Raw genomic sequence first — 16,918 nt, forward strand, 5'->3', positions numbered from 1 at the left:
TTCCATGAGCAAGCAGCCGCCCGTTCCGTTCATGGATACTCCCCCGGCGCGCCGTACAGGTGGCGGGGCAGGGAGCGGCGCGCTGCATGGCATTACCCCGGCCAACAGCAATACGCGGGTATCGGCGGCCGTGCTGCCGCCACGAACCAGCGGGGACGCCGGCACCGTCGGGCGTTCGGCCGGCAATCTTGGCCTTAATTCCGACCGCATGCGGGCTGCCATGGTGCAACGCCTGCGCGCGCAGGGTATCAGCGATGATGCTGTGCTGCGGGCCATGAACGATATTCCGCGCCACCGCTTCGTTGACGAGGCCCTGGCCAGCCGCGCCTACGAGGATGCCGCCTTGCCGATCGGCTTCGGGCAGACCATTTCCCAGCCATGGGTCGTGGCGCATATGATTGCACTGGGCATGGCGGGCAAGGCGCCGCGCCGCGTGCTGGAAGTTGGCGCAGGTTGTGGCTACCAGGCGGCGGTGCTGTCGCTGCTGGTGCGTGAAGTGCATGCCATCGAACGCATGCGCGGGCTGTACGAACTGGCGCGGACCAACCTTTCCGGGCCGGCCTATCGCAATGTCCGCTTGATTTATGGTGACGGTATGGCGGGTTTGCCCAAAGCCGCGCCGTTTGACATGATTATTGTTGCCGCCGCCGGGTTGACCATTCCAGATGCGCTCTTGCAGCAACTGGCGCGCGGCGGCCGGCTGGTGGCACCGGAAGGTGGCGCGCAGCAGCGTCTGGTCGTGATCGAGCGTACCGGACCGCAGCAATGGCGGCGCCAGGAACTCGATGCAGTCCGTTTCGTTCCGCTCAAGCCCGGCATACAATCCTGATTATTGGCGCTTTGTGCTGTGCACAAAGCATGAACGTATTTTTATCGCTATGACGAATTCATCCTCTACGCGCAATTTCCGACTTCCCGTGCTGGCCGCTGCCTTGGTTCTGGCTGGCTGCGCGTCCCAGCAGCCTGCTCCCATTGTGGATGGCGCAGCAGCCAAGCCTGCGGTGGAGGTGCCTGCGCCTTCGGCCGGCATCACTGGTGCTTCCTACACGGTGCAGCCGCGCGATACGCTGTACCAGATTGCCCGCAACAATAATGTGTCGGTCGAGGATTTGCGCCGTTGGAACAACATCACCGACCCGACGCAACTGCGTATCGGCCAGGTGCTGCGCCTGTCGCCGGCAGGCAGCGCCGCAGGCGGCAGCCAGCCTGTCGGCAGCGGCAGCACGCAGGTTGCGGCCATTTCCGACCCCAAGCCGGTCGTGGTCCAGCCACCCAAGACCAGCACGGTGCAGCCTGCCACGACTCCCTCTGCAACCACCACCACGGCAACGACACCGGATGAAAAAAGCGTCGTGCGGGCTGCCGACGCCAATCTGATCGACTGGGGCTGGCCCGCGTCGGGCAAGCTGATCCAGGGCTTCAACACCAATACCAAGGGTATTGATATCGACGGCCAGCCGGGCGATCCCGTGGTGGCGGCTGCGGCAGGCCAGGTCATGTATAGCGGCAACGGCGTGCGCGGCCTCGGCAATCTGATCATCATCAACCACACTGGCGGCTTCATCACCGCTTATGCGCATAATCGCAAGCTGCTGGTCAAGACGGGTGACAAGGTCACGCGCGGCCAGCGGATTGCGGAGCTGGGCCAAACCGACACGACCTCGCCGCGCTTGCACTTCGAGGTGCGCCGCCAGGGCACGCCGGTGGATCCGCTCAAGTACCTGCCGCACCGATGACACCGGTACTGGTCTTTGACCTGGAAACCCTGCCTGACGTCGATGGCCTCAGGCGCCTGAATGGCTGGGGGCCCGAGGTATCGGACGCCGAGGTGGCGGAACGCGCTTTTGCCGCTCGCCGCGAAGAGAAGGGGAATGACTTCCTGCCGCTGCATTTGCAGCGTGTCGCGGTGATCAGTTGCACGTTCCGGGACGACAGCGGTTTCCGTGTGCGTACGCTGGGCAAGCCTGGCGATTCCGAAGCGTCCCTGATCGCCGGGTTTTTCAAGACGATAGAGCGCTACACCCCAACGCTGGTGAGCTGGAATGGCTCGGGCTTTGACCTGCCCGTGCTGCATTACCGCAGCCTGATTCACGGGCTGCAGGCGCCACGCTATTGGGATATGGGCGAGGATGACCGGGATTTCAAGTTCAACAACTATATTTCCCGGTATCACCAGCGCCATACCGATTTGATGGATTTACTGGCCAAGTACAACGGCCGCGCCAATGCGCCGCTCGATGAGCTGGCCAAGCTTTGCGGTTTTCCGGGCAAGCTGGGCATGGATGGCAGCCAGGTCTGGCCGGCCTGGCTGGCAGGCAAGGAAGATGAGGTCCGCGCTTATTGCGAGACCGATGTCGTCAATACCTGGCTGGTCTATTGCCGCTTTCGCCTATTGCGCGGCGAGCTGGATCCGCAAAGCTACGAAGCCGAGGTGCAACTGGTGCGTGACACGCTGGCAGCCAGCGGCGCAGCGCATTGGCAGGAGTACCTGGCAGCCTGGGATGCGGAGAGCCGCGCCTGATGCCAGACCGCCGGCGCAAGCGCCGGCAAGCGGTACTGAACGCCGGCCCGAGTGCCGGCGTTGCTGATTCCGTGATCCCGTTACCCGTTGACAGGGCATGGCTGCCTGCGGAGCAGCGTTAGCAGCGGGTAGTAGAAAAACGCTTGTGGTATGTGCGAGACAGTTTCTGGCGCGTGACCGTCAAGGATTGAAAACGAAACCGGGCGGCCTGAGGGCTGATTCCCATGCAAGAAACGCTAGATATCGAATCGCTGGACATGGAAGCGCGTGGCGTCGCGCACAGGGACGGAAAGGTCGTTTTTGTTGAGGGGGCCTTGCCTGGGGAGCGTGTCGTAGCGCGCGCCCTGAAATCCAAGCCCTCCTACGAAATCGCCGAACTGGAAAGGCTCATACGGCCTTCCACCCAGCGTGTGGCGCCGCGCTGCCGGCATTTTGGTACCTGCGGGGGCTGCGCCATGCAGCATCTGGAGCCGGCCGCCCAGCTGGCGATCAAGCAGCGAGTGCTGGAAGACGCTTTCGGGCATATCGGCAAGTTGCGGCCCGGCAGCATGTTGGCGCCGCTGCAGGGGCCGGCCTGGGGCTATCGTTTCCGGGCCCGGCTGAGTGTACGCATGGTGCCCAGCAGAGGCGGCGTACTGATCGGTTTTCGTGAGCGCAAGAGCAGCTATGTCGCGGATATCCGGGAATGCCACGTCTTGCCGCCGCATGTGTCCCGCCTGCTGGAACCTTTGCATGCCATGGTGGCGCAGTTGTCTGCACCTGATCGCGTGCCGCAGATCGAGCTGGCGGTGGGCGACCAGGTGACAGTATTGGTATTGCGGCATCTGACGCCTTTGAAACGGCAGGATATCGAGCTATTGCGCCGCTTTGGGGAGCAGCACGACATTTCCTGGTGGTTGCAGCCGGATGGGCCTGATAGCGCGCATCCGCTGGTACGGGGCGATGATGCCAAACTGGCCTATGCCTTGCCAGCCTATGGCCTGCGCATGCCGTACCGGCCCACGGATTTCACCCAGGTCAATCATGCGCTCAATCGGGTGCTGGTGGTGCGGGCGCTGGCTTTGTTGCAGTGCCAGCCACAGGATCGGGTCGCGGATCTTTTCTGCGGCCTGGGGAATTTCAGCCTGCCCCTGGCGACCTGTAGCCGCGAAGTGCTGGGGGTGGAGGGGAGTCCGGCACTGACTGCGCGAGCCCGACAGGCCGCGGAACAGCATGGCTTGGCAGAGAAGGCCCGCTTCCAGACCTTGAATCTGTTCGAGATTGATGTGCGCTGGCTGCGTTCGCTGGGGTATTTCGATCGCATGTTGATCGACCCGCCGCGCGACGGCGCCCAGGCACTGGCGGAGGCGCTGGCGGCGCTGCAGCCGCAGGAACGCCCGCGCCGGATTGTCTATGTCTCCTGTAATCCCGCCACCCTGGCCAGAGATGCCGCCATCATGGTGCACAAGGGCGGATACCGGCTGGTGCAGGCAGGAGTCATCAATATGTTTCCGCATACCGCCCATGTGGAATCCATTGCGGTGCTGGAATAACCGTGCGATGCCGCAGGCCAGGGCTGGCCCGGCGCCGCTTCATGATAAGGACGCTGTGTTGATCTTTTCTCTTGCTTCACGCCATCGCTGCGGGGCTCAGGCCCTGGTTGCCGCCAGCCTGGGCCTGGTGGCCAGCGCCAGTGCGGCGGATACCGTTCTGCTTGCCAATGGCGACAGGCTGAGCGGTACGGTGCAGTTGCTCGACGCGGGTACTTTGCTGCTGAAGACGAGTTACGCTGGTGAGATTCGGATTGCCTGGAAGCATGTCGTTCAGATAGAGACGGATGACCCGCTGGTATTGCATGCCCCTGGTTTGCGGGCGGGCTATCAGGCCCGCTTGTTGCCCGCCACCAGGGATGGACAGGCGCTGCAGCTTGCCGCCACGCCGGAATCATCGGAAGCCCCGGCGCCCCAGCCCATCGCCCTGGATCAGGTGGAGCGGCTGGTGCGTCCGCATCCGGTGTTGCGGGACTGGGTGTTCAAGGGCAACGCGGACTTGGCCTTGGACGCCAATCATGCTGCCAAGACCAATGAAAACTGGACGCTTGCATTGCAGTCCACTTTGCGTCGCTATAACTGGCGGCATGGCCTGACAGCCAATTACACCCGGAAATCCCAGGACAGCGTGGTGGGCACACACAACTACATGGCGCTCTATACGCTGGATCGTTTCGTGACGGAAAAGCTCTTTGTGCAGGGCCGTGTCCGCTACCGTCATGATTACATCGACGACCCGGCGCGCGACCTGAGTTTCGCCGTGGGCCCCGGCTATCAGTTCTGGGATAACGAACTGGGCGCCTTGTCGGTTTCCACGCTGGTCAACCATACGCGCTATCGCTATCACGATGGCGACACCGTGCGTTTTCAGTCCCTGGGCGTCAGTTGGGACTATTCACGCTATTTCGGCGGCAAGCAATGGCAGCTGTTCTCGCACGGCGAAGTCTATCAGGCGCTCAGCAACGATGCTGACCAGAGCCTGGATGTCGCCGTCGGGATGCGCTACAGCCTGACGGAGTGGCTGTCGCTCTATACCAAGGCGAGCTACAACCGTGTGACTGCCTCGGGGCAGGACAATAGCAGCGAGCGCAAGTATTCGGTGGGCTTGAGCACGCGCTGGTAGCCCATGCCGGAAACGATGCAAGCGTTGCCATGAAAGGTAAACGGCCCGCCGCACACGTTTGGGTGTGCGGCGGGCCGTTTCTGATGGCGCCTTGGGCGGCGCAATCACATCCTTGCCTGTGGTCAGGTTTGGCTGGCCAAGGCTCAGGCGGCAGGGGGCAGGGCGTCGATCAGGCGTTGCGCTTCGATGCGTACGCGTTCCGGTGCCGTGCCGCCGATATGCGAGCGGGAGGCAACCGAGCCCTCCAGCGTCAGCACCTGATGCACATCTTCCTGGATGTCGGGATGGAAGGCGCGCAGTTCTTCCAGTGTCAGGTCGGACAGGTCGCAGCCGCGCTCTTCGCAGGCACGCACGGCCAGCGCCACGGTTTCGTGGGCATCGCGGAAGGGCAGGCCGCGCTTGACCAGGTAATCAGCCAGGTCGGTGGCGGTGGCATAGCCCTGCAGGGCGGCGGCGCGCATGGCATCGGCCTTGACGCGGATGCCGCCTACCATGTCAACGAAGATCGTCAGGGTGTCGCGCAAGGTGTCGGCGGTGTCGAACAGGCCTTCCTTGTCTTCCTGGTTGTCCTTGTTGTAGGTCAGCGGTTGGCCTTTCATCAGGGTCAGCAGCGCAATCAGGTTGCCGTTGACCCGGCCCGCCTTGCCGCGGGCCAGTTCCGGGACGTCCGGGTTCTTCTTCTGGGGCATGATGGAGCTGCCGGTGCAGAAGCGGTCTGCCAGGTCGATGAAGCCTACGCGCGGGCTCATCCAGAGCACCAGCTCTTCGGACAGGCGCGAGAAGTGCGTCATGATCAGTGAGCCGGCAGCGCAGAACTCGATGGCGAAATCGCGGTCGGAGACGGCATCCAGCGAGTTGCGCGCAACTTCATCAAAGCCCAGCGTGCGGGCGACGCGCTCACGGTCGATGGGGTAGCTGGTGCCGGCCAGGGCGGCGGCGCCCAGTGGCAGGCGGTTGACGCGGCGGCGCGTGTCGATGAGACGCTCGGCGTCACGGCCGAACATTTCCGCATAGGCCAGCAGATGGTGGCCGAAAGTGACGGGCTGGGCCACCTGCAGGTGGGTGAAGCCCGGCATGATGGTATCTGCGTGTTCCAGCGCCAGGTGGGCCAGGGCGCGGCGCAGTTGGCCGAGCAGATCAACCAGCAAGTCGATTTCACCGCGCAGCCACAGGCGGATATCGGTAGCAACCTGGTCATTGCGCGAACGGCCGGTGTGCAGGCGCTTGCCGGCGTCGCCGACCAGTTCCACCAGGCGCTTTTCAATGTTGAGGTGAACGTCTTCGAGATCCAGCGACCATTCGAAGCCGCCGGCTTCGATTTCCGCCAGTACCTGGGCCATGCCGCGCTGGATGTCGGCATAGTCCTGGGCGCTGATGACGCCGACGGCGGAGAGCATCTCCGCGTGCGCCAGCGAGCCCTGGATATCGACGTACGCCAGGCGTTTGTCGAAATCGACGGAAGCGGTATAGCGCTTGACCAGATCGGAGACGGGTTCGGAGAAACGCGCCGACCAGGCCTTGGCCTTGTTGGCGAATTGATTGTGATGGGATGATGTGGTGTCTGACATAATGGCCGAATTATAAGATGCGCGATAATGCCGCAACCTCAATTGTCCCGAATTACTGGAAGCAATGGTAGAGCTGGCTAATTTTTATCAATCCTTGCTGGATACCTGGACGCCCAAAAGCGAGTGGGCGCAGACCGTGTTCGGCCTGTGCGTGCTGGCGGTCGTGGCGTTGTTGGCACATGTCATTGTTTCGCATGTGGTGCTGCGGGTCATCCGCCGCCTGCTGCGTGTGAGCGGCCGCGAAAATTGGGATCAGGCGCTGCGGCGGCGCGGTGCCTATCGCAATCTGTGGCGTTCGGTGCCGCCGCTGGTGGTGTCGGTGAATGCCGATCTGGTGCCGCATTTCGAGCGTCTGGCAGGGCCGGTCAGCCGCCTGGCCTTGATCCTGGCGATTATTTTCTTCTTCCAGTCCTTGCGGAATTTCCTGAGCGCCTTGCAGGACACCTACGCGGCGACGACCCGTGCACAGACCCGGTCGATCAAAGGCTATATCGAACTGGCCAAGATCGCGTTGGTGGCGATTTGTTTTGTGCTGGTGATTTCCATCCTGGTGAACCGTTCGCCGGTGATCCTGATTTCCGGTCTGGGCGCGCTGTCAGCCGTGTTGTTGCTGGTGTTCAAGGATACCTTGCTGTCATTGGTGGCCAGTACTCAGCTGACCACCAACGATATGTTGCGTATCGGCGACTGGATTGAAATGCCGCAGGCCGGGGCTGACGGGTTCGTGATTGATATCGCGTTGCATACGGTGAAGGTGCAGAACTGGGACAAGACCGTCACGACGATTCCGACCTACAAGCTGTTTTCAGAGAGCTATCGGAATTGGCGCCAGATGTTTGAGTCCGGCGGCCGGCGTATCAAGCGGACCTTGCGGATCAATGCCAGGTGTGTGCGGTTTTTGAGTGATGCCGAACACGAGCGTTTGCAGTCGTTCAGTTTGCTGAAGGAATATCTGAAGGACAAGGACCAGGAGATCTCGCGTTTCAATGCGCAGCTGGGCGAGGCGGGCAACAGTGTGGTGAATCGGCGCCGCCTGACGAACCTGGGGACATTTCGTGCTTATGCCAAGGCGTATATCCAGGCGAACAAGGAAGTCCGCAAGGATATGCTGTTGCTGGTGCGGATGATGGAGCCGACCGCCGAGGGGATTCCCGTGGAGGTCTATTGCTTTACCAACAATACGGCCTGGGTGGAGTATGAGCGGATCCAGGGGGATATTTTCGACCATCTGCTCGCGATTTTGCCGGAGTTCGATTTGCAGCTGTATCAGGCGCCTGCGGGAGCGGATCTGTTGCAGCTGGGGCCGCGTGAGGCGGCTCAGGCAGCCGCGATGGCATCTGTTCGCCACTGAGTTCGCAGTAGCCTGGCGGTGCGCCTGCTGGCGCGTTGCTTCGCCTGAGGCGGGACGACGCATGCGAGCGATTCAGGCATGGCAAGGCCGGGCTTGTTCAGACGCACCATAGTGGCAGCAGCATGTATTCAGAAATATTCTGAATTTATTTGTTTCAAGTTTCTATAAATTTTCTTGCCGGTTCGAATTGCCCTGTATTGGTGCGGCGCTCTGCGTGCCTGCACCGATACAGGGCTTTTTGCTTACAGGGTTGTTAGTTTTTGCTTTTTGGGAAATCCCTGATTTTTTCTGGGTTTGCCCTTTTAGCGCAGTTTTTTTATAGATTATCCAGGTGCCATGCGGCTTTAAAGCTGGTTTTCATGCACCAAAATGGCTGACATATTTGTCAGTTCTTCGGGTTGCTACTAGGTTTTCTTGCCGGGATTTTTCACTGATACTGACAACAATGTCAGTTTTTATCGGGGAATGTCATGGAAGAAAAGGTAGGCGGCAAGTATGTCGTGATTGGTCCGGATGAGGGGAAAAGCTATTGGCAGCCCAAGCCTGCTAACGGTTATGTCAGGACTTTGCTCAATAGTGAAGTCACCGGGGCGGGAACACCTTTTTGCGCCGGTACGCAGACCATAGATCCCGGCTGTTTCGTGCGCGAGCATTGCCATGATGCCCACGAAGAGATCATTTACATCTTCGAAGGCGAAGGCGTGGCGCAGCTGGAAGGCAAGGAGATCGCGCTGGCACCCGGCGCCTGCCTGTTTCTGGGCAAACACCGCAAACACAGGTTTATCAACACGGGCACCGGCCCCTTGTCTTTTTTCTGGACGCTGATGCCCGGCGGTCTGGATGACTTTTTTCGCCAGATCGGCCGCGAGCGTACCGCGGGCGCCATTCCGCCCGTTCCGTTTGAACGCCCGGCGGATATCGCCGCCATTGAGGCCAGCACCGTTTTCGGGTGGACGCAGAAGTCCTGAGCATCTGGCGAGTGCATATGCCGCAGTGCGGACCGGTTGGTTTCAGGCCGGTATAGGGAAAACGGACGCAGGCGGATTGCCGGCGTGAGCATCCATCAAGACAAAGGAAGCAGACAGCATGTTTATCGAAGAACGGGATTACTGCATCAAGCCCGGCCTGGCCGGCAAGTTCGTTGCGCTGTATGAGGCACATGGGCTGGCGCTGCAGAAGCATTACCTGGGGAAGTTTCTGGGCTATTTCATTAGCGATATCGGCGAACTCAACCGGGTGGTGGCGCTCTGGGGCTACGACAGCCTGGATGAACGCGATGCGGCCCGCAGCCGCATGATGGCCGATCCGGCCTGGCAGGACTATCTGGATAGGGTGTTGCCACTGATAGATTCGCAGCAGACCCGCATCCTGAAGCCGGTTTCTTTCTCTCCCATTCAGTAAAGCAGACAGCATGAAACAGATAGCGGTAATCGGCAGCGGCATCATCGGAACGTCCTGGGCGGTGGTTTTTGCCCGGGCAGGTCTGCAGGTGCGGCTTTATGACGGCGATGCCATGCAGCGGGAGCGCGCCGTGGCTGTGCTGCGGGAGACGGTGCGGGCCAGTGCGGCCCTGCTGCGCGAAGGCGACAGTGTGGAGGCCGTGCTGGCCAGGGTGCAGGTGGTGGATGCACTGGATGCCGCACTGGATGGCGCGGACTATGTGCAGGAGGCGATCTCCGAGCAGTTGGATGCCAAGCGCGCATTGTTTGCCGCCATGGATGCGCGGCTTGCGCCAGCAGTGATTCTCGCCAGTTCCAGCTCGACCTATGGCGTTTCCTTGTTTGTTGAGGATTTGCCTGGCCGGGCGCGTTGCCTGGTGGTGCATCCGATGACGCCGCCGCATTTGATGCCCGTCGTGGAGGTCGCGCCAGCACCGTGGACCAGCGCGGTGGTGACGCAGCAGGCGTTCGCGTTCATGCAGGCGCTGGGGCAGGTGCCGGTGCACATTCATAAGGAGATCAGCGGTTTTGTGTTGAATCGTTTGCAGGGCGCGTTGCTGGCTGAGATGTTCCAGGTGATTGCCGACGGCGTGATTTCGGCGCGTGATGCCGATCTGCTCCTGAGCCAGGGGCTGGGGCTGCGCTGGGCGACGGTTGGTCCGCTCGAAGGGGTGGATCTCAATGCGCCTGGCGGGATTGCGGATTATCTGCAGCGCTACGGCCATATTTTCAATGGCATGGCGGCGGAAAAAGGCTTGCCGGCACCGGTGGATGAAGCGCTGGCCGCCCGGCTGGATGCGGAAATGCGGGCATCGCTGGCCTTGGACGGCTTGGCGCGCAAGCGCTCCTGGCGCGATCTGGCAGTTGTGCAGGTGCGGCAGGCCATGCAGCCTTTGTACGGGGAAAAACCATGAAATGGATACACCGTTTTGATCGTTTGAACCAGGGTATTTGCTGGCTCCTGGGCGCCTTGATGCTGGTGATGGTGTTGTGCACGCTGTGGCAGGTGGCCGTGCGCTTCCTGTTGACGGCGATGGGCTGGAATGTGGCCGCGCCCTGGACGGAAGAGGTGTCGCGCTACGCCATGATCTGGATCATTTTCCTGGGGGCCGGAGTGGCTTGCAGGCAGGCGCAGCTGATCTCCCTGGAGATCGTCATGATGCGTTTGCCGCCGGTCCTGGGCAAGAGCGTGCGTTATGTCGCGTTATTCGGTTGCCTGGCGTTTTTCTGCCTGATGTTCGTGCTGGGCATGGAGTTCATGGAGTTTGGCGCGATCGAGACCAGCCCCGTGCTGTCCTTGCCCAAGACCTGGATTTATGTGGCGATGCCTGCCGGTTTTGCGTTGATGTTCGCCAATACCGTGGCGCTGTTGTTGAACTGCTGGCTGGAGCGGGGCGATATCCGTCACGCCGGCCATCCCCCGACGGAGTGAACGATCATGTTATCTGCCGTATTCATTTTGCTGCTGTTGTTCGCCATCAGCATTCCCATTGCGCTGAGCCTGGGGATCGCGCCGCTGCCGGCACTGATGGACAAGGGAATTCCGCTGGTGGCAGTGCCGCAAACGATGTTTGAAGCCATGGATTCCTTCGCGTTGATGGCCGTGCCGTTTTTCGTGCTGGCGGGGCGCCTGATGCAAACCGGCGGTATCGCCCGGCGACTGATTGATCTGGGCCTGGCGCTGATCGGTTGGGTCAAGGGCGGGCTGGGCGGTGCTGCGGTGCTGACGACGATGTTCTTCTCGACGATCTGCGGTTCATCGTCGGCGACGACGGCGGCCATCGGTTCGGTGATGATTCCGGAAATGGAGCGCAAGGGGTATCCGCGCCCCTTCGCGGCATCGGTGATTGCTTCCAGCGGCGAGCTGGGCGTAATCCTGCCGCCGTCGGTGCCCATGATCATCTATGCCATGCTGACCGGCACCTCCGTCGCCTCGCTGTTCGTGGGTGGCATCCTGCCAGGGCTGCTGATCGCCTTGTCCCTGATCATCACCATCCTGATCCTGTCGCGGATGCATGATTACGGCGAAGCCGCACGGGTCACGCCGGGCGAGTGGCTGCGCGGCGTGTGGCGTGCCTTGCGCCAGGCCAGCCTGTCCTTGCTGATGCCGGTCATCATCCTCGGCGGTATCTACGGCGGGTTCTTTACGGCAACGGAAGCGGCGGTGGTCGCCGTGGCCTATGCCTTCATCCTGGGCGTGTTCGTCTATGGCGAAATTTCCCTGAAATCCTTGCCGGCGATTCTGTGGAGTTCGGCAGTGACCTCAGCCATCGTGCTGTTGATCGTAGGGTTCGCGTCGGTCTTTGCCTATGTCCTGTCGCTGTATCAGGCGCCGCAAAAGGTCGCCAGCATGCTGCTGGGCGTTTCCGACAATCCGCTGGTTTTCCTGTTGCTGGTGAATGTCGCGTTGCTGGTGATTGGTCTCTTTATGGAGACGTTTGCCGCCATCCTGATCCTCGCACCGGTTCTGGCGCCTGTTGCGGTCAGCCTGGGCATAGATCCTGTGCATTTCGGCGTCATCGTGATCGTGAATCTTGCCATCGGCATGGTAACGCCGCCAGTGGGGGTGAATCTGTTCCTGGTATGCGGCATTGCCAATGTCACCATGGAACGGCTGATGCGCCCGCTGTCCATTTTCCTGGCCGTGCTGCTCTGCGACCTCATGATCATTACCTATGTGCCGGTGCTCTGGCCGGCGCTGTTCTGAGTTTCCACCAACTACTTCCATTAGGAAGGCACATCATGAAAACACTGAAAACGCTTTTGGCTGGTGCGGTCTTTGCTGCGGGTTCCATGGCGGCTTATGCGGACGAGCCCATCCAGATCAATATCGGCCATGCGCTGGGAGATACCAGCAGCTATCAGATCGCCGGCCTGCATTTTGCCGACCTGATGGACAAAAAGACCAATGGCAGGGTCAAGGTCACCATGTACCCGTCGGGCAGCCTGGGGGGAGAATTGAAACTGGTGCAGGGGGTGCGTACGGGTGTGGTTGATGCCCTGATCGTCGGTCAACCATCGCTGGAAAACACCGTTAAGGAATACCGGGTGCTGTCCTTGCCGTACCTGTTCGATGATTACGAACAGGCCAACCGCGTCATGCAGGGGCCGGTGGGCGACGAGTTGCTGGAGGTTTTGTCCAGGTACAACATGAAAGGCCTGGGCTGGGGAGCAATTTATGCCCGCAGCCTGGCCTCGATGAAGCCCGTGGACAAGCTGGAGGACGTCAAAGGCCTGAAGGTGCGTGTCATTCAGTCGCCGGGCTATGTCGAAGCCTACCGTGCCCTGGGCGCGCAGCCGACGCCGACAGCTTACGCAGAACTGTTCCTGAGCCTGCAGAATGGCGTGGTGGATGCGGCGGAGCTGAGCCCGGATCAGACGGTGGGCGACGGCTTTGTCGATGCCATCAAGCATTATTCGGTGACGGCGGTTCATCAGTTGCCGAGCCTGTTCATCATTTCCAAGAACAAGTTCGACAAGCTGCCTGCGGATATCCAGACGGCTATCGAAGAGGCAGGCAAGGAAGCGATGGGTGTGGCAGTGGCTTACCAGAATGAGCAGATCGTAAAGGCCTTCGAAACGCTCAAGCAGCGTGGCGTCACCATCCATGAGCCGGATCAGGCGCCATTGCGTGCAGCAGCGCGTGCATCCTGGCCGCGTATTACCAGCGAAGCCCCGGGCGGAGAAGAGTTCGTCGCCAAGATCGAGGCAGCAAAGGCCCAGTGATGAGCATGCCTGCATCCAAAACGGCATTCCGGGTGCAGCTGCCTGACGGCGCATGGCTGTCAGGCAGCAGTACCGGTACAGGCGTACCGGTACTGCTGCTCAGCGGCCTGGGCGGGAGCGAAGCCTTTTGGCAACCTGTGCGCCAGGGCCTGCCGGGCTACCGCTGCATAGCCTTTGATCAACGCGGTATCGGCGCATCAACACGCGGCAGCGCTGCGGTGAGTGTGCAGCAGCTGGCGCAGGATTGCCGCCATGTGCTCGACGCCTTGGATCTGGGCCAGGTGCATGCCGTCGGGCACTCCACCGGTGGCTGCATTCTGCAGGAGCTGGCGCTGGCCGAGCCGCTGCGCTTGCAGTCGCTGTTCCTGGGGGGAACCTGGGCAGGGCCGGATGACTATATGAAGGCCTTATTCCGGTTGCGCGATGAAATCCTGCAACGGTCGCCGGAATGCTATGAGCGCCTGGGCGCTTTGCTTTCCTACCCGGCGCAGTGGTTGCGCGAGCATCCGGAAAAGCTGGCGGCCGCAGCGCAAGGGCAGTGGACGGCAAGCCGTGTCGGCATCGTGCGCGAGCGTATCGCGGCCTTGCTGGCGCATGACCGGCGCGCGCAACTGGGGCAGCTTGCCTTGCCATGCAAGGTGATCGGTGCCGCGGATGACCAGGTCGTGCCCTTGCATTTGCAACGCGAGCTGGCCGGTCTGGTGCCCGGCGCAACCTTGGAAGTCTTGAATCAAGGCGGCCACTTTTTTCCCGTGGCACGCCGGCAGCAGTATCTGCAGATACTGCAATCCTGGCTTGGAGGACAGGGCAAATGAGTTTCCGCATCGCATTTATCGGTATGGGCACGATTGCCCAGGATGTCGCCCGTGCTTTATCCAGCGGCCAGCGTGCCGGACGGTATGTGCTAGGCGCGCTGAGCCGCTCCCGCCCCGAGGGGGGCGAGGCACCGGCGCTTGCCTGGTTTGAGGACCTGGATGCCTTGCTGGCCTGGGGGCCGGATCTGGTCGTCGAGGCGGCCAGCCAGGAGGCGGTCTGGGCGCTGGCGCCAGCCTGCCTGCGTGCCGGTCATCCCGTGCTGGTGACATCGGTCGGGGCGCTGGCGGATGCAGATCAGTTCGCTGCGCTACAGGCAGCCGCCGTGGCGGGGGGCGTCACGCTGAGCGTGCCAGCCGGTGCCGTGGCGGCGCTCGATTACCTGCAGGCTGTGCGTGGCCAGGACGGGGTAAAGGTCATGTATGAGTCGCGCAAGCCCGTGGATGCCTGGCGCGATGAGTTGGCGATGCGTGGCATTGCGCCGGAATCCTTGCAGGAGCCGCTGGTTCTGTTCCAGGGCAATGCCCGCGACGCGGCCTTGCGCTATCCCAAGAACCTGAACGTGGCGGCGACGGTGGCGCTGGCTTGCGCGGGCATGGAGGCCACGGAAGTCCGGGTCGTGGTGGATCCGGCGGTCACCGGCAATACCCATACTATTACTGTCCATAGCCCGCTGGGCGAGTTGCGCACGACATTGACGAACCAGCCTTCGCCGACCAATCCGAAAACGTCGTGGGTGGTCGCGCAAAGTATTGTGAGCGCGATAGAGCGGCAGTTTGCCTGCTTCCTTGTGGCCTGATGCCAGAGGGTTCAGGCGGGATGCCGCCGGCGATGAGATGAGGAGCAGAAGATGAAATTGCAGGGAAAGATCGTCATTGTGACCGGGGCCGGTTCCGGAATTGGTGAAGCGGCCGCCATGCTGCTGGCGCAGGAGGGGGCGCATCTGTGTGTGGTGGATCTGAGCGCGGCTGCCGCCCGGCGCGTTGCTACGCAGATACAGGATGCGGGCGGCAGCGCCGATGCCTGGGAAGTGGACATCGCCCGGGCCGAGGCGGTACAAGTCGCGTGGGAGGCCATTGTCGCGCGCCATGGGCGTATCGATGTGCTGGTCAATAACGCCGGATACGGCATCGCCGGCACTGTGGCCGAGACCAGCCTGGAAGACTGGAGCGCGCTGATGCGTGTCAATGTCGATGGCGTCTTTCATGGTTGCAAGTACGCCGTGCCTGTCATGCAGCGGCAAGGGGGCGGGGTGATCGTCAATACGGCGTCTGTCGCGGCGGTGGTCGGGCTGCGGCAGCGTGCCGCCTATTGCGCGTCCAAGGGAGCGGTCACGGCATTGACGCGCGCCATGGCGGTGGATCATGCAGCCGACGGCATACGCGTCAATTGCGTGGCACCGGGCACGATCGAATCACCTTATTTTGCGCAGATATTCGCCCAGGCGGAAGATCCGGCTGGCTTGCGCCGTACGTTGGAACAACGTCAGCTCATGGGCCGCCTGGGGCAGCCTGCCGAGGTGGCGCGTGCCATTCTGTTCTTGGCGTCCGACGACGGCGGGTTTGCCACCGGCAGCACTCTGGTGCTGGATGGCGGCCTGAGTGCGGCCTAAATGCAGGGTAGGGCTAGGGGCGGCTGGGAGCAACGGCAGCAGGCGCTAGGAACGCTGTGATGTTCCAGCAATAGGCTGCCGGCGCTGGGTACGGCTTGATAAAATTGAGACGAATGCTTAGAGAGAGACAAGACGCGCATGGCAAACGCAAACGACAAGCTGGCACAACTGAGCATGCGTGAGAAGATCAAGGAAGTGGCAACAGATTTGCTGATCATGCATGGCTGCCCTGGTCTGCGCTTTCAGCAGATTGCCGAAATCCTGGACTGTACGCGTGGCAATATCCACTATCACTATCGCCACAAGCATCTGCTGGTGGAAGAGGTTACGGTGGAGTATTGCCAGCGCACCATCGGTCATTTTGACCAGATATGGGGGTCGGATTTCTCCTTGAAGGAAAAAATCCGGCAAAGCATGCAGTTCAACCAGACGCGCTACCTGAAGCGCAATCCGCAAGGCAACACGAATAACCCGTGGAGCTTGATCGCCCGCATGCGTCTGGAACGCGACATCATCACGCCGGTCGCCAGGGAAGCCGTGGCGCGCTATTCCATGGAATTGCAGCGTTGTGTCATCGGCGGCATGCGGCGTTCCATCGAGCGCGGCGAGTTGCGGCCCGACACGCCGGTGGAACTGGTGTCCTTGCCGCTGATCGAGCTGGCCAACAGCGCCGACCCGATTACCCGCGACGCTGGCCAGTTCGACCGTTTGCGGCAAATGTATGAAGCCTTTGACTGCCTGATTCATGAGGCTTACGGTGTGCGCACGTAAGTCGTGCATACCCGCCTCAGAGACTGTTCGCCGCCTGCATCCGTGCAATAATTCCAATTCATGTACGGATGCCAGGCGCACCGACATCCTTCCCGTTATTGCCTTTTGTCCCGGATAAGACCGCCGTGAAGCAAGTCACTGCCATCATCAAACCATTCAAGCTCGACGAAGTCCGTGAAGCGCTCGCCGAAGTTGGCGTCAACGGCTTGACCGTGACAGAAGTCAAAGGTTTCGGCCGCCAGAAAGGGCATACGGAGCTGTATCGCGGCGCGGAATATGTCGTGGATTTCCTGCCGAAGATCCGTGTCGATATCGTGCTGCCCGCCGAACGGGTCGATGCCGCCATCGAGGCGATTCTGAAAGTTGCGCGTACCGGCAAAATCGGCGACGGCAAGATATTCGTCACGCCGGTGGAGCAGGCCATTCGTATCCGTACTGGCGAAAGCGGAACCGACGCGCTGTGAG

General features: G+C 61.4%; 17 protein-coding genes and 1 pseudogene. 17 read left to right on the forward strand and 1 reads right to left on the reverse strand.

Annotation, left to right across the window (positions count from 1 at the left end; translation table 11 throughout):
* The first annotated feature begins 4 nt into the window (after positions 1-4).
* The 5 genes and pseudogenes from ACNA1V_RS01825 to ACNA1V_RS01845 all read left to right on the forward strand — a co-directional run bounded on the left by ACNA1V_RS01825 (position 5) and on the right by ACNA1V_RS01845 (position 5,173).
* Entirely contained in the window at positions 5-829 is an 825-nt protein-coding gene (locus ACNA1V_RS01825) for a protein-L-isoaspartate(D-aspartate) O-methyltransferase (RefSeq protein WP_415831875.1), read from the forward strand.
* 49 nt (positions 830-878) lie between these two features.
* On the forward strand, positions 879-1,736 hold the full coding sequence (locus tag ACNA1V_RS01830) for a peptidoglycan DD-metalloendopeptidase family protein (protein ID WP_415831876.1): 858 nt from the start codon (positions 879-881) through the stop codon (positions 1,734-1,736).
* Positions 1,733-2,521 carry a 3'-5' exonuclease gene (locus tag ACNA1V_RS01835; protein WP_415831877.1) on the forward strand — a complete coding sequence of 263 codons (789 nt, stop codon included), beginning with the start codon at positions 1,733-1,735 and terminating at the stop codon, positions 2,519-2,521. Before ACNA1V_RS01830 ends, ACNA1V_RS01835 begins: the two co-directional genes overlap by 4 nt.
* A 224-nt stretch (positions 2,522-2,745) precedes the next feature.
* A pseudogene (rlmD, locus tag ACNA1V_RS01840) lies at positions 2,746-4,050 on the forward strand (23S rRNA (uracil(1939)-C(5))-methyltransferase RlmD); the annotation flags it as partial.
* A 61-nt stretch (positions 4,051-4,111) separates the two neighbouring features.
* Positions 4,112-5,173: a DUF481 domain-containing protein gene (locus ACNA1V_RS01845; RefSeq protein WP_415831878.1), complete on the forward strand. Its 1,062-nt coding sequence runs from the start codon at positions 4,112-4,114 to the stop codon at positions 5,171-5,173.
* 143 nt (positions 5,174-5,316) lie between these two features.
* On the opposite strand, the gene argH is transcribed toward ACNA1V_RS01845, so the two are convergent.
* A complete protein-coding gene (argH, locus tag ACNA1V_RS01850; protein ID WP_415831879.1) occupies positions 5,317-6,741 on the reverse strand; it encodes an argininosuccinate lyase in 1,425 nt (474 codons plus the stop codon).
* 64 nt (positions 6,742-6,805) lie between these two features.
* On the opposite strand from argH, the gene ACNA1V_RS01855 reads away from it, so the two are divergent.
* The 12 genes from ACNA1V_RS01855 to ACNA1V_RS01910 all read left to right on the forward strand — a co-directional run bounded on the left by ACNA1V_RS01855 (position 6,806) and on the right by ACNA1V_RS01910 (position 16,917).
* A complete protein-coding gene (locus ACNA1V_RS01855) occupies positions 6,806-8,092 on the forward strand; it encodes a mechanosensitive ion channel family protein (RefSeq protein WP_415831880.1) in 1,287 nt (428 codons plus the stop codon).
* Positions 8,093-8,562: 470 nt separating this feature from the next.
* On the forward strand, positions 8,563-9,060 hold the full coding sequence (locus tag ACNA1V_RS01860; protein WP_415831881.1) for a cupin domain-containing protein: 498 nt from the start codon (positions 8,563-8,565) through the stop codon (positions 9,058-9,060).
* 118 nt (positions 9,061-9,178) lie between these two features.
* Positions 9,179-9,493 carry an NIPSNAP family protein gene (locus tag ACNA1V_RS01865; protein WP_415831882.1) on the forward strand — a complete coding sequence of 105 codons (315 nt, stop codon included), beginning with the start codon at positions 9,179-9,181 and terminating at the stop codon, positions 9,491-9,493.
* Positions 9,494-9,503: 10 nt separating this feature from the next.
* Positions 9,504-10,445 carry a 3-hydroxyacyl-CoA dehydrogenase gene (locus ACNA1V_RS01870; RefSeq protein WP_415831883.1) on the forward strand — a complete coding sequence of 314 codons (942 nt, stop codon included), beginning with the start codon at positions 9,504-9,506 and terminating at the stop codon, positions 10,443-10,445.
* Positions 10,442-10,963, forward strand: a complete 522-nt coding sequence (locus ACNA1V_RS01875; RefSeq protein WP_415831884.1) for a TRAP transporter small permease — start codon at positions 10,442-10,444, stop codon at positions 10,961-10,963. Before ACNA1V_RS01870 ends, ACNA1V_RS01875 begins: the two co-directional genes overlap by 4 nt.
* Before the next feature lie 6 nt (positions 10,964-10,969).
* Complete coding sequence (locus ACNA1V_RS01880; protein WP_415831885.1) at positions 10,970-12,238, forward strand: TRAP transporter large permease; 1,269 nt, start codon at positions 10,970-10,972, stop codon at positions 12,236-12,238.
* A gap of 35 nt (positions 12,239-12,273) precedes the next feature.
* A complete protein-coding gene (locus ACNA1V_RS01885; protein WP_415831886.1) occupies positions 12,274-13,257 on the forward strand; it encodes a TRAP transporter substrate-binding protein in 984 nt (327 codons plus the stop codon).
* A 5-nt stretch (positions 13,258-13,262) separates the two neighbouring features.
* Positions 13,263-14,072 (forward strand): alpha/beta fold hydrolase, encoded by an 810-nt coding sequence (locus tag ACNA1V_RS01890; RefSeq protein ID WP_415831888.1) that lies wholly within the window; start codon positions 13,263-13,265, stop codon positions 14,070-14,072.
* Entirely contained in the window at positions 14,069-14,869 is an 801-nt protein-coding gene (locus ACNA1V_RS01895; protein WP_415831889.1) for an aspartate dehydrogenase, read from the forward strand. Before ACNA1V_RS01890 ends, ACNA1V_RS01895 begins: the two co-directional genes overlap by 4 nt.
* 51 nt (positions 14,870-14,920) lie before the next feature.
* The gene (locus ACNA1V_RS01900) at positions 14,921-15,682 is read left to right on the forward strand and encodes an SDR family oxidoreductase (protein ID WP_415831890.1); all 762 of its coding nucleotides are present in this window, start codon (positions 14,921-14,923) and stop codon (positions 15,680-15,682) included.
* Between the two features lie 138 nt (positions 15,683-15,820).
* Positions 15,821-16,453, forward strand: coding sequence for a TetR/AcrR family transcriptional regulator (locus ACNA1V_RS01905; RefSeq protein WP_415831891.1), 633 nt, complete (start codon positions 15,821-15,823; stop codon positions 16,451-16,453).
* 125 nt (positions 16,454-16,578) lie between these two features.
* Positions 16,579-16,917 carry a P-II family nitrogen regulator gene (locus tag ACNA1V_RS01910; RefSeq protein WP_415831892.1) on the forward strand — a complete coding sequence of 113 codons (339 nt, stop codon included), beginning with the start codon at positions 16,579-16,581 and terminating at the stop codon, positions 16,915-16,917.
* The last annotated feature ends 1 nt before the right edge of the window (position 16,918 follow it).

The sequence above is a fragment of the Kerstersia similis genome, from assembly GCF_965139615.1.
GTDB classification, from domain to species: domain Bacteria; phylum Pseudomonadota; class Gammaproteobacteria; order Burkholderiales; family Burkholderiaceae_B; genus Kerstersia; species Kerstersia similis.

Coding starts and splice junctions, on each gene's coding strand:
- ACNA1V_RS01830 (WP_415831876.1), top strand. CDS start 879: ATGACGAATTCATCCTCTACGCGCAATTTCCGACTTCCCGTGCTGGCC.
- ACNA1V_RS01865 (WP_415831882.1), top strand. CDS start 9,179: ATGTTTATCGAAGAACGGGATTACTGCATCAAGCCCGGCCTGGCCGGC.
- ACNA1V_RS01885 (WP_415831886.1), top strand. CDS start 12,274: ATGAAAACACTGAAAACGCTTTTGGCTGGTGCGGTCTTTGCTGCGGGT.
- ACNA1V_RS01895 (WP_415831889.1), top strand. CDS start 14,069: ATGAGTTTCCGCATCGCATTTATCGGTATGGGCACGATTGCCCAGGAT.
- ACNA1V_RS01855 (WP_415831880.1), top strand. CDS start 6,806: ATGGTAGAGCTGGCTAATTTTTATCAATCCTTGCTGGATACCTGGACG.
- ACNA1V_RS01905 (WP_415831891.1), top strand. CDS start 15,821: ATGGCAAACGCAAACGACAAGCTGGCACAACTGAGCATGCGTGAGAAG.
- ACNA1V_RS01880 (WP_415831885.1), top strand. CDS start 10,970: ATGTTATCTGCCGTATTCATTTTGCTGCTGTTGTTCGCCATCAGCATT.
- argH (WP_415831879.1), bottom strand. CDS start 6,741: ATGTCAGACACCACATCATCCCATCACAATCAATTCGCCAACAAGGCC.
- ACNA1V_RS01860 (WP_415831881.1), top strand. CDS start 8,563: ATGGAAGAAAAGGTAGGCGGCAAGTATGTCGTGATTGGTCCGGATGAG.
- ACNA1V_RS01900 (WP_415831890.1), top strand. CDS start 14,921: ATGAAATTGCAGGGAAAGATCGTCATTGTGACCGGGGCCGGTTCCGGA.
- ACNA1V_RS01870 (WP_415831883.1), top strand. CDS start 9,504: ATGAAACAGATAGCGGTAATCGGCAGCGGCATCATCGGAACGTCCTGG.
- ACNA1V_RS01835 (WP_415831877.1), top strand. CDS start 1,733: ATGACACCGGTACTGGTCTTTGACCTGGAAACCCTGCCTGACGTCGAT.
- ACNA1V_RS01825 (WP_415831875.1), top strand. CDS start 5: ATGAGCAAGCAGCCGCCCGTTCCGTTCATGGATACTCCCCCGGCGCGC.
- ACNA1V_RS01890 (WP_415831888.1), top strand. CDS start 13,263: ATGCCTGCATCCAAAACGGCATTCCGGGTGCAGCTGCCTGACGGCGCA.
- ACNA1V_RS01875 (WP_415831884.1), top strand. CDS start 10,442: ATGAAATGGATACACCGTTTTGATCGTTTGAACCAGGGTATTTGCTGG.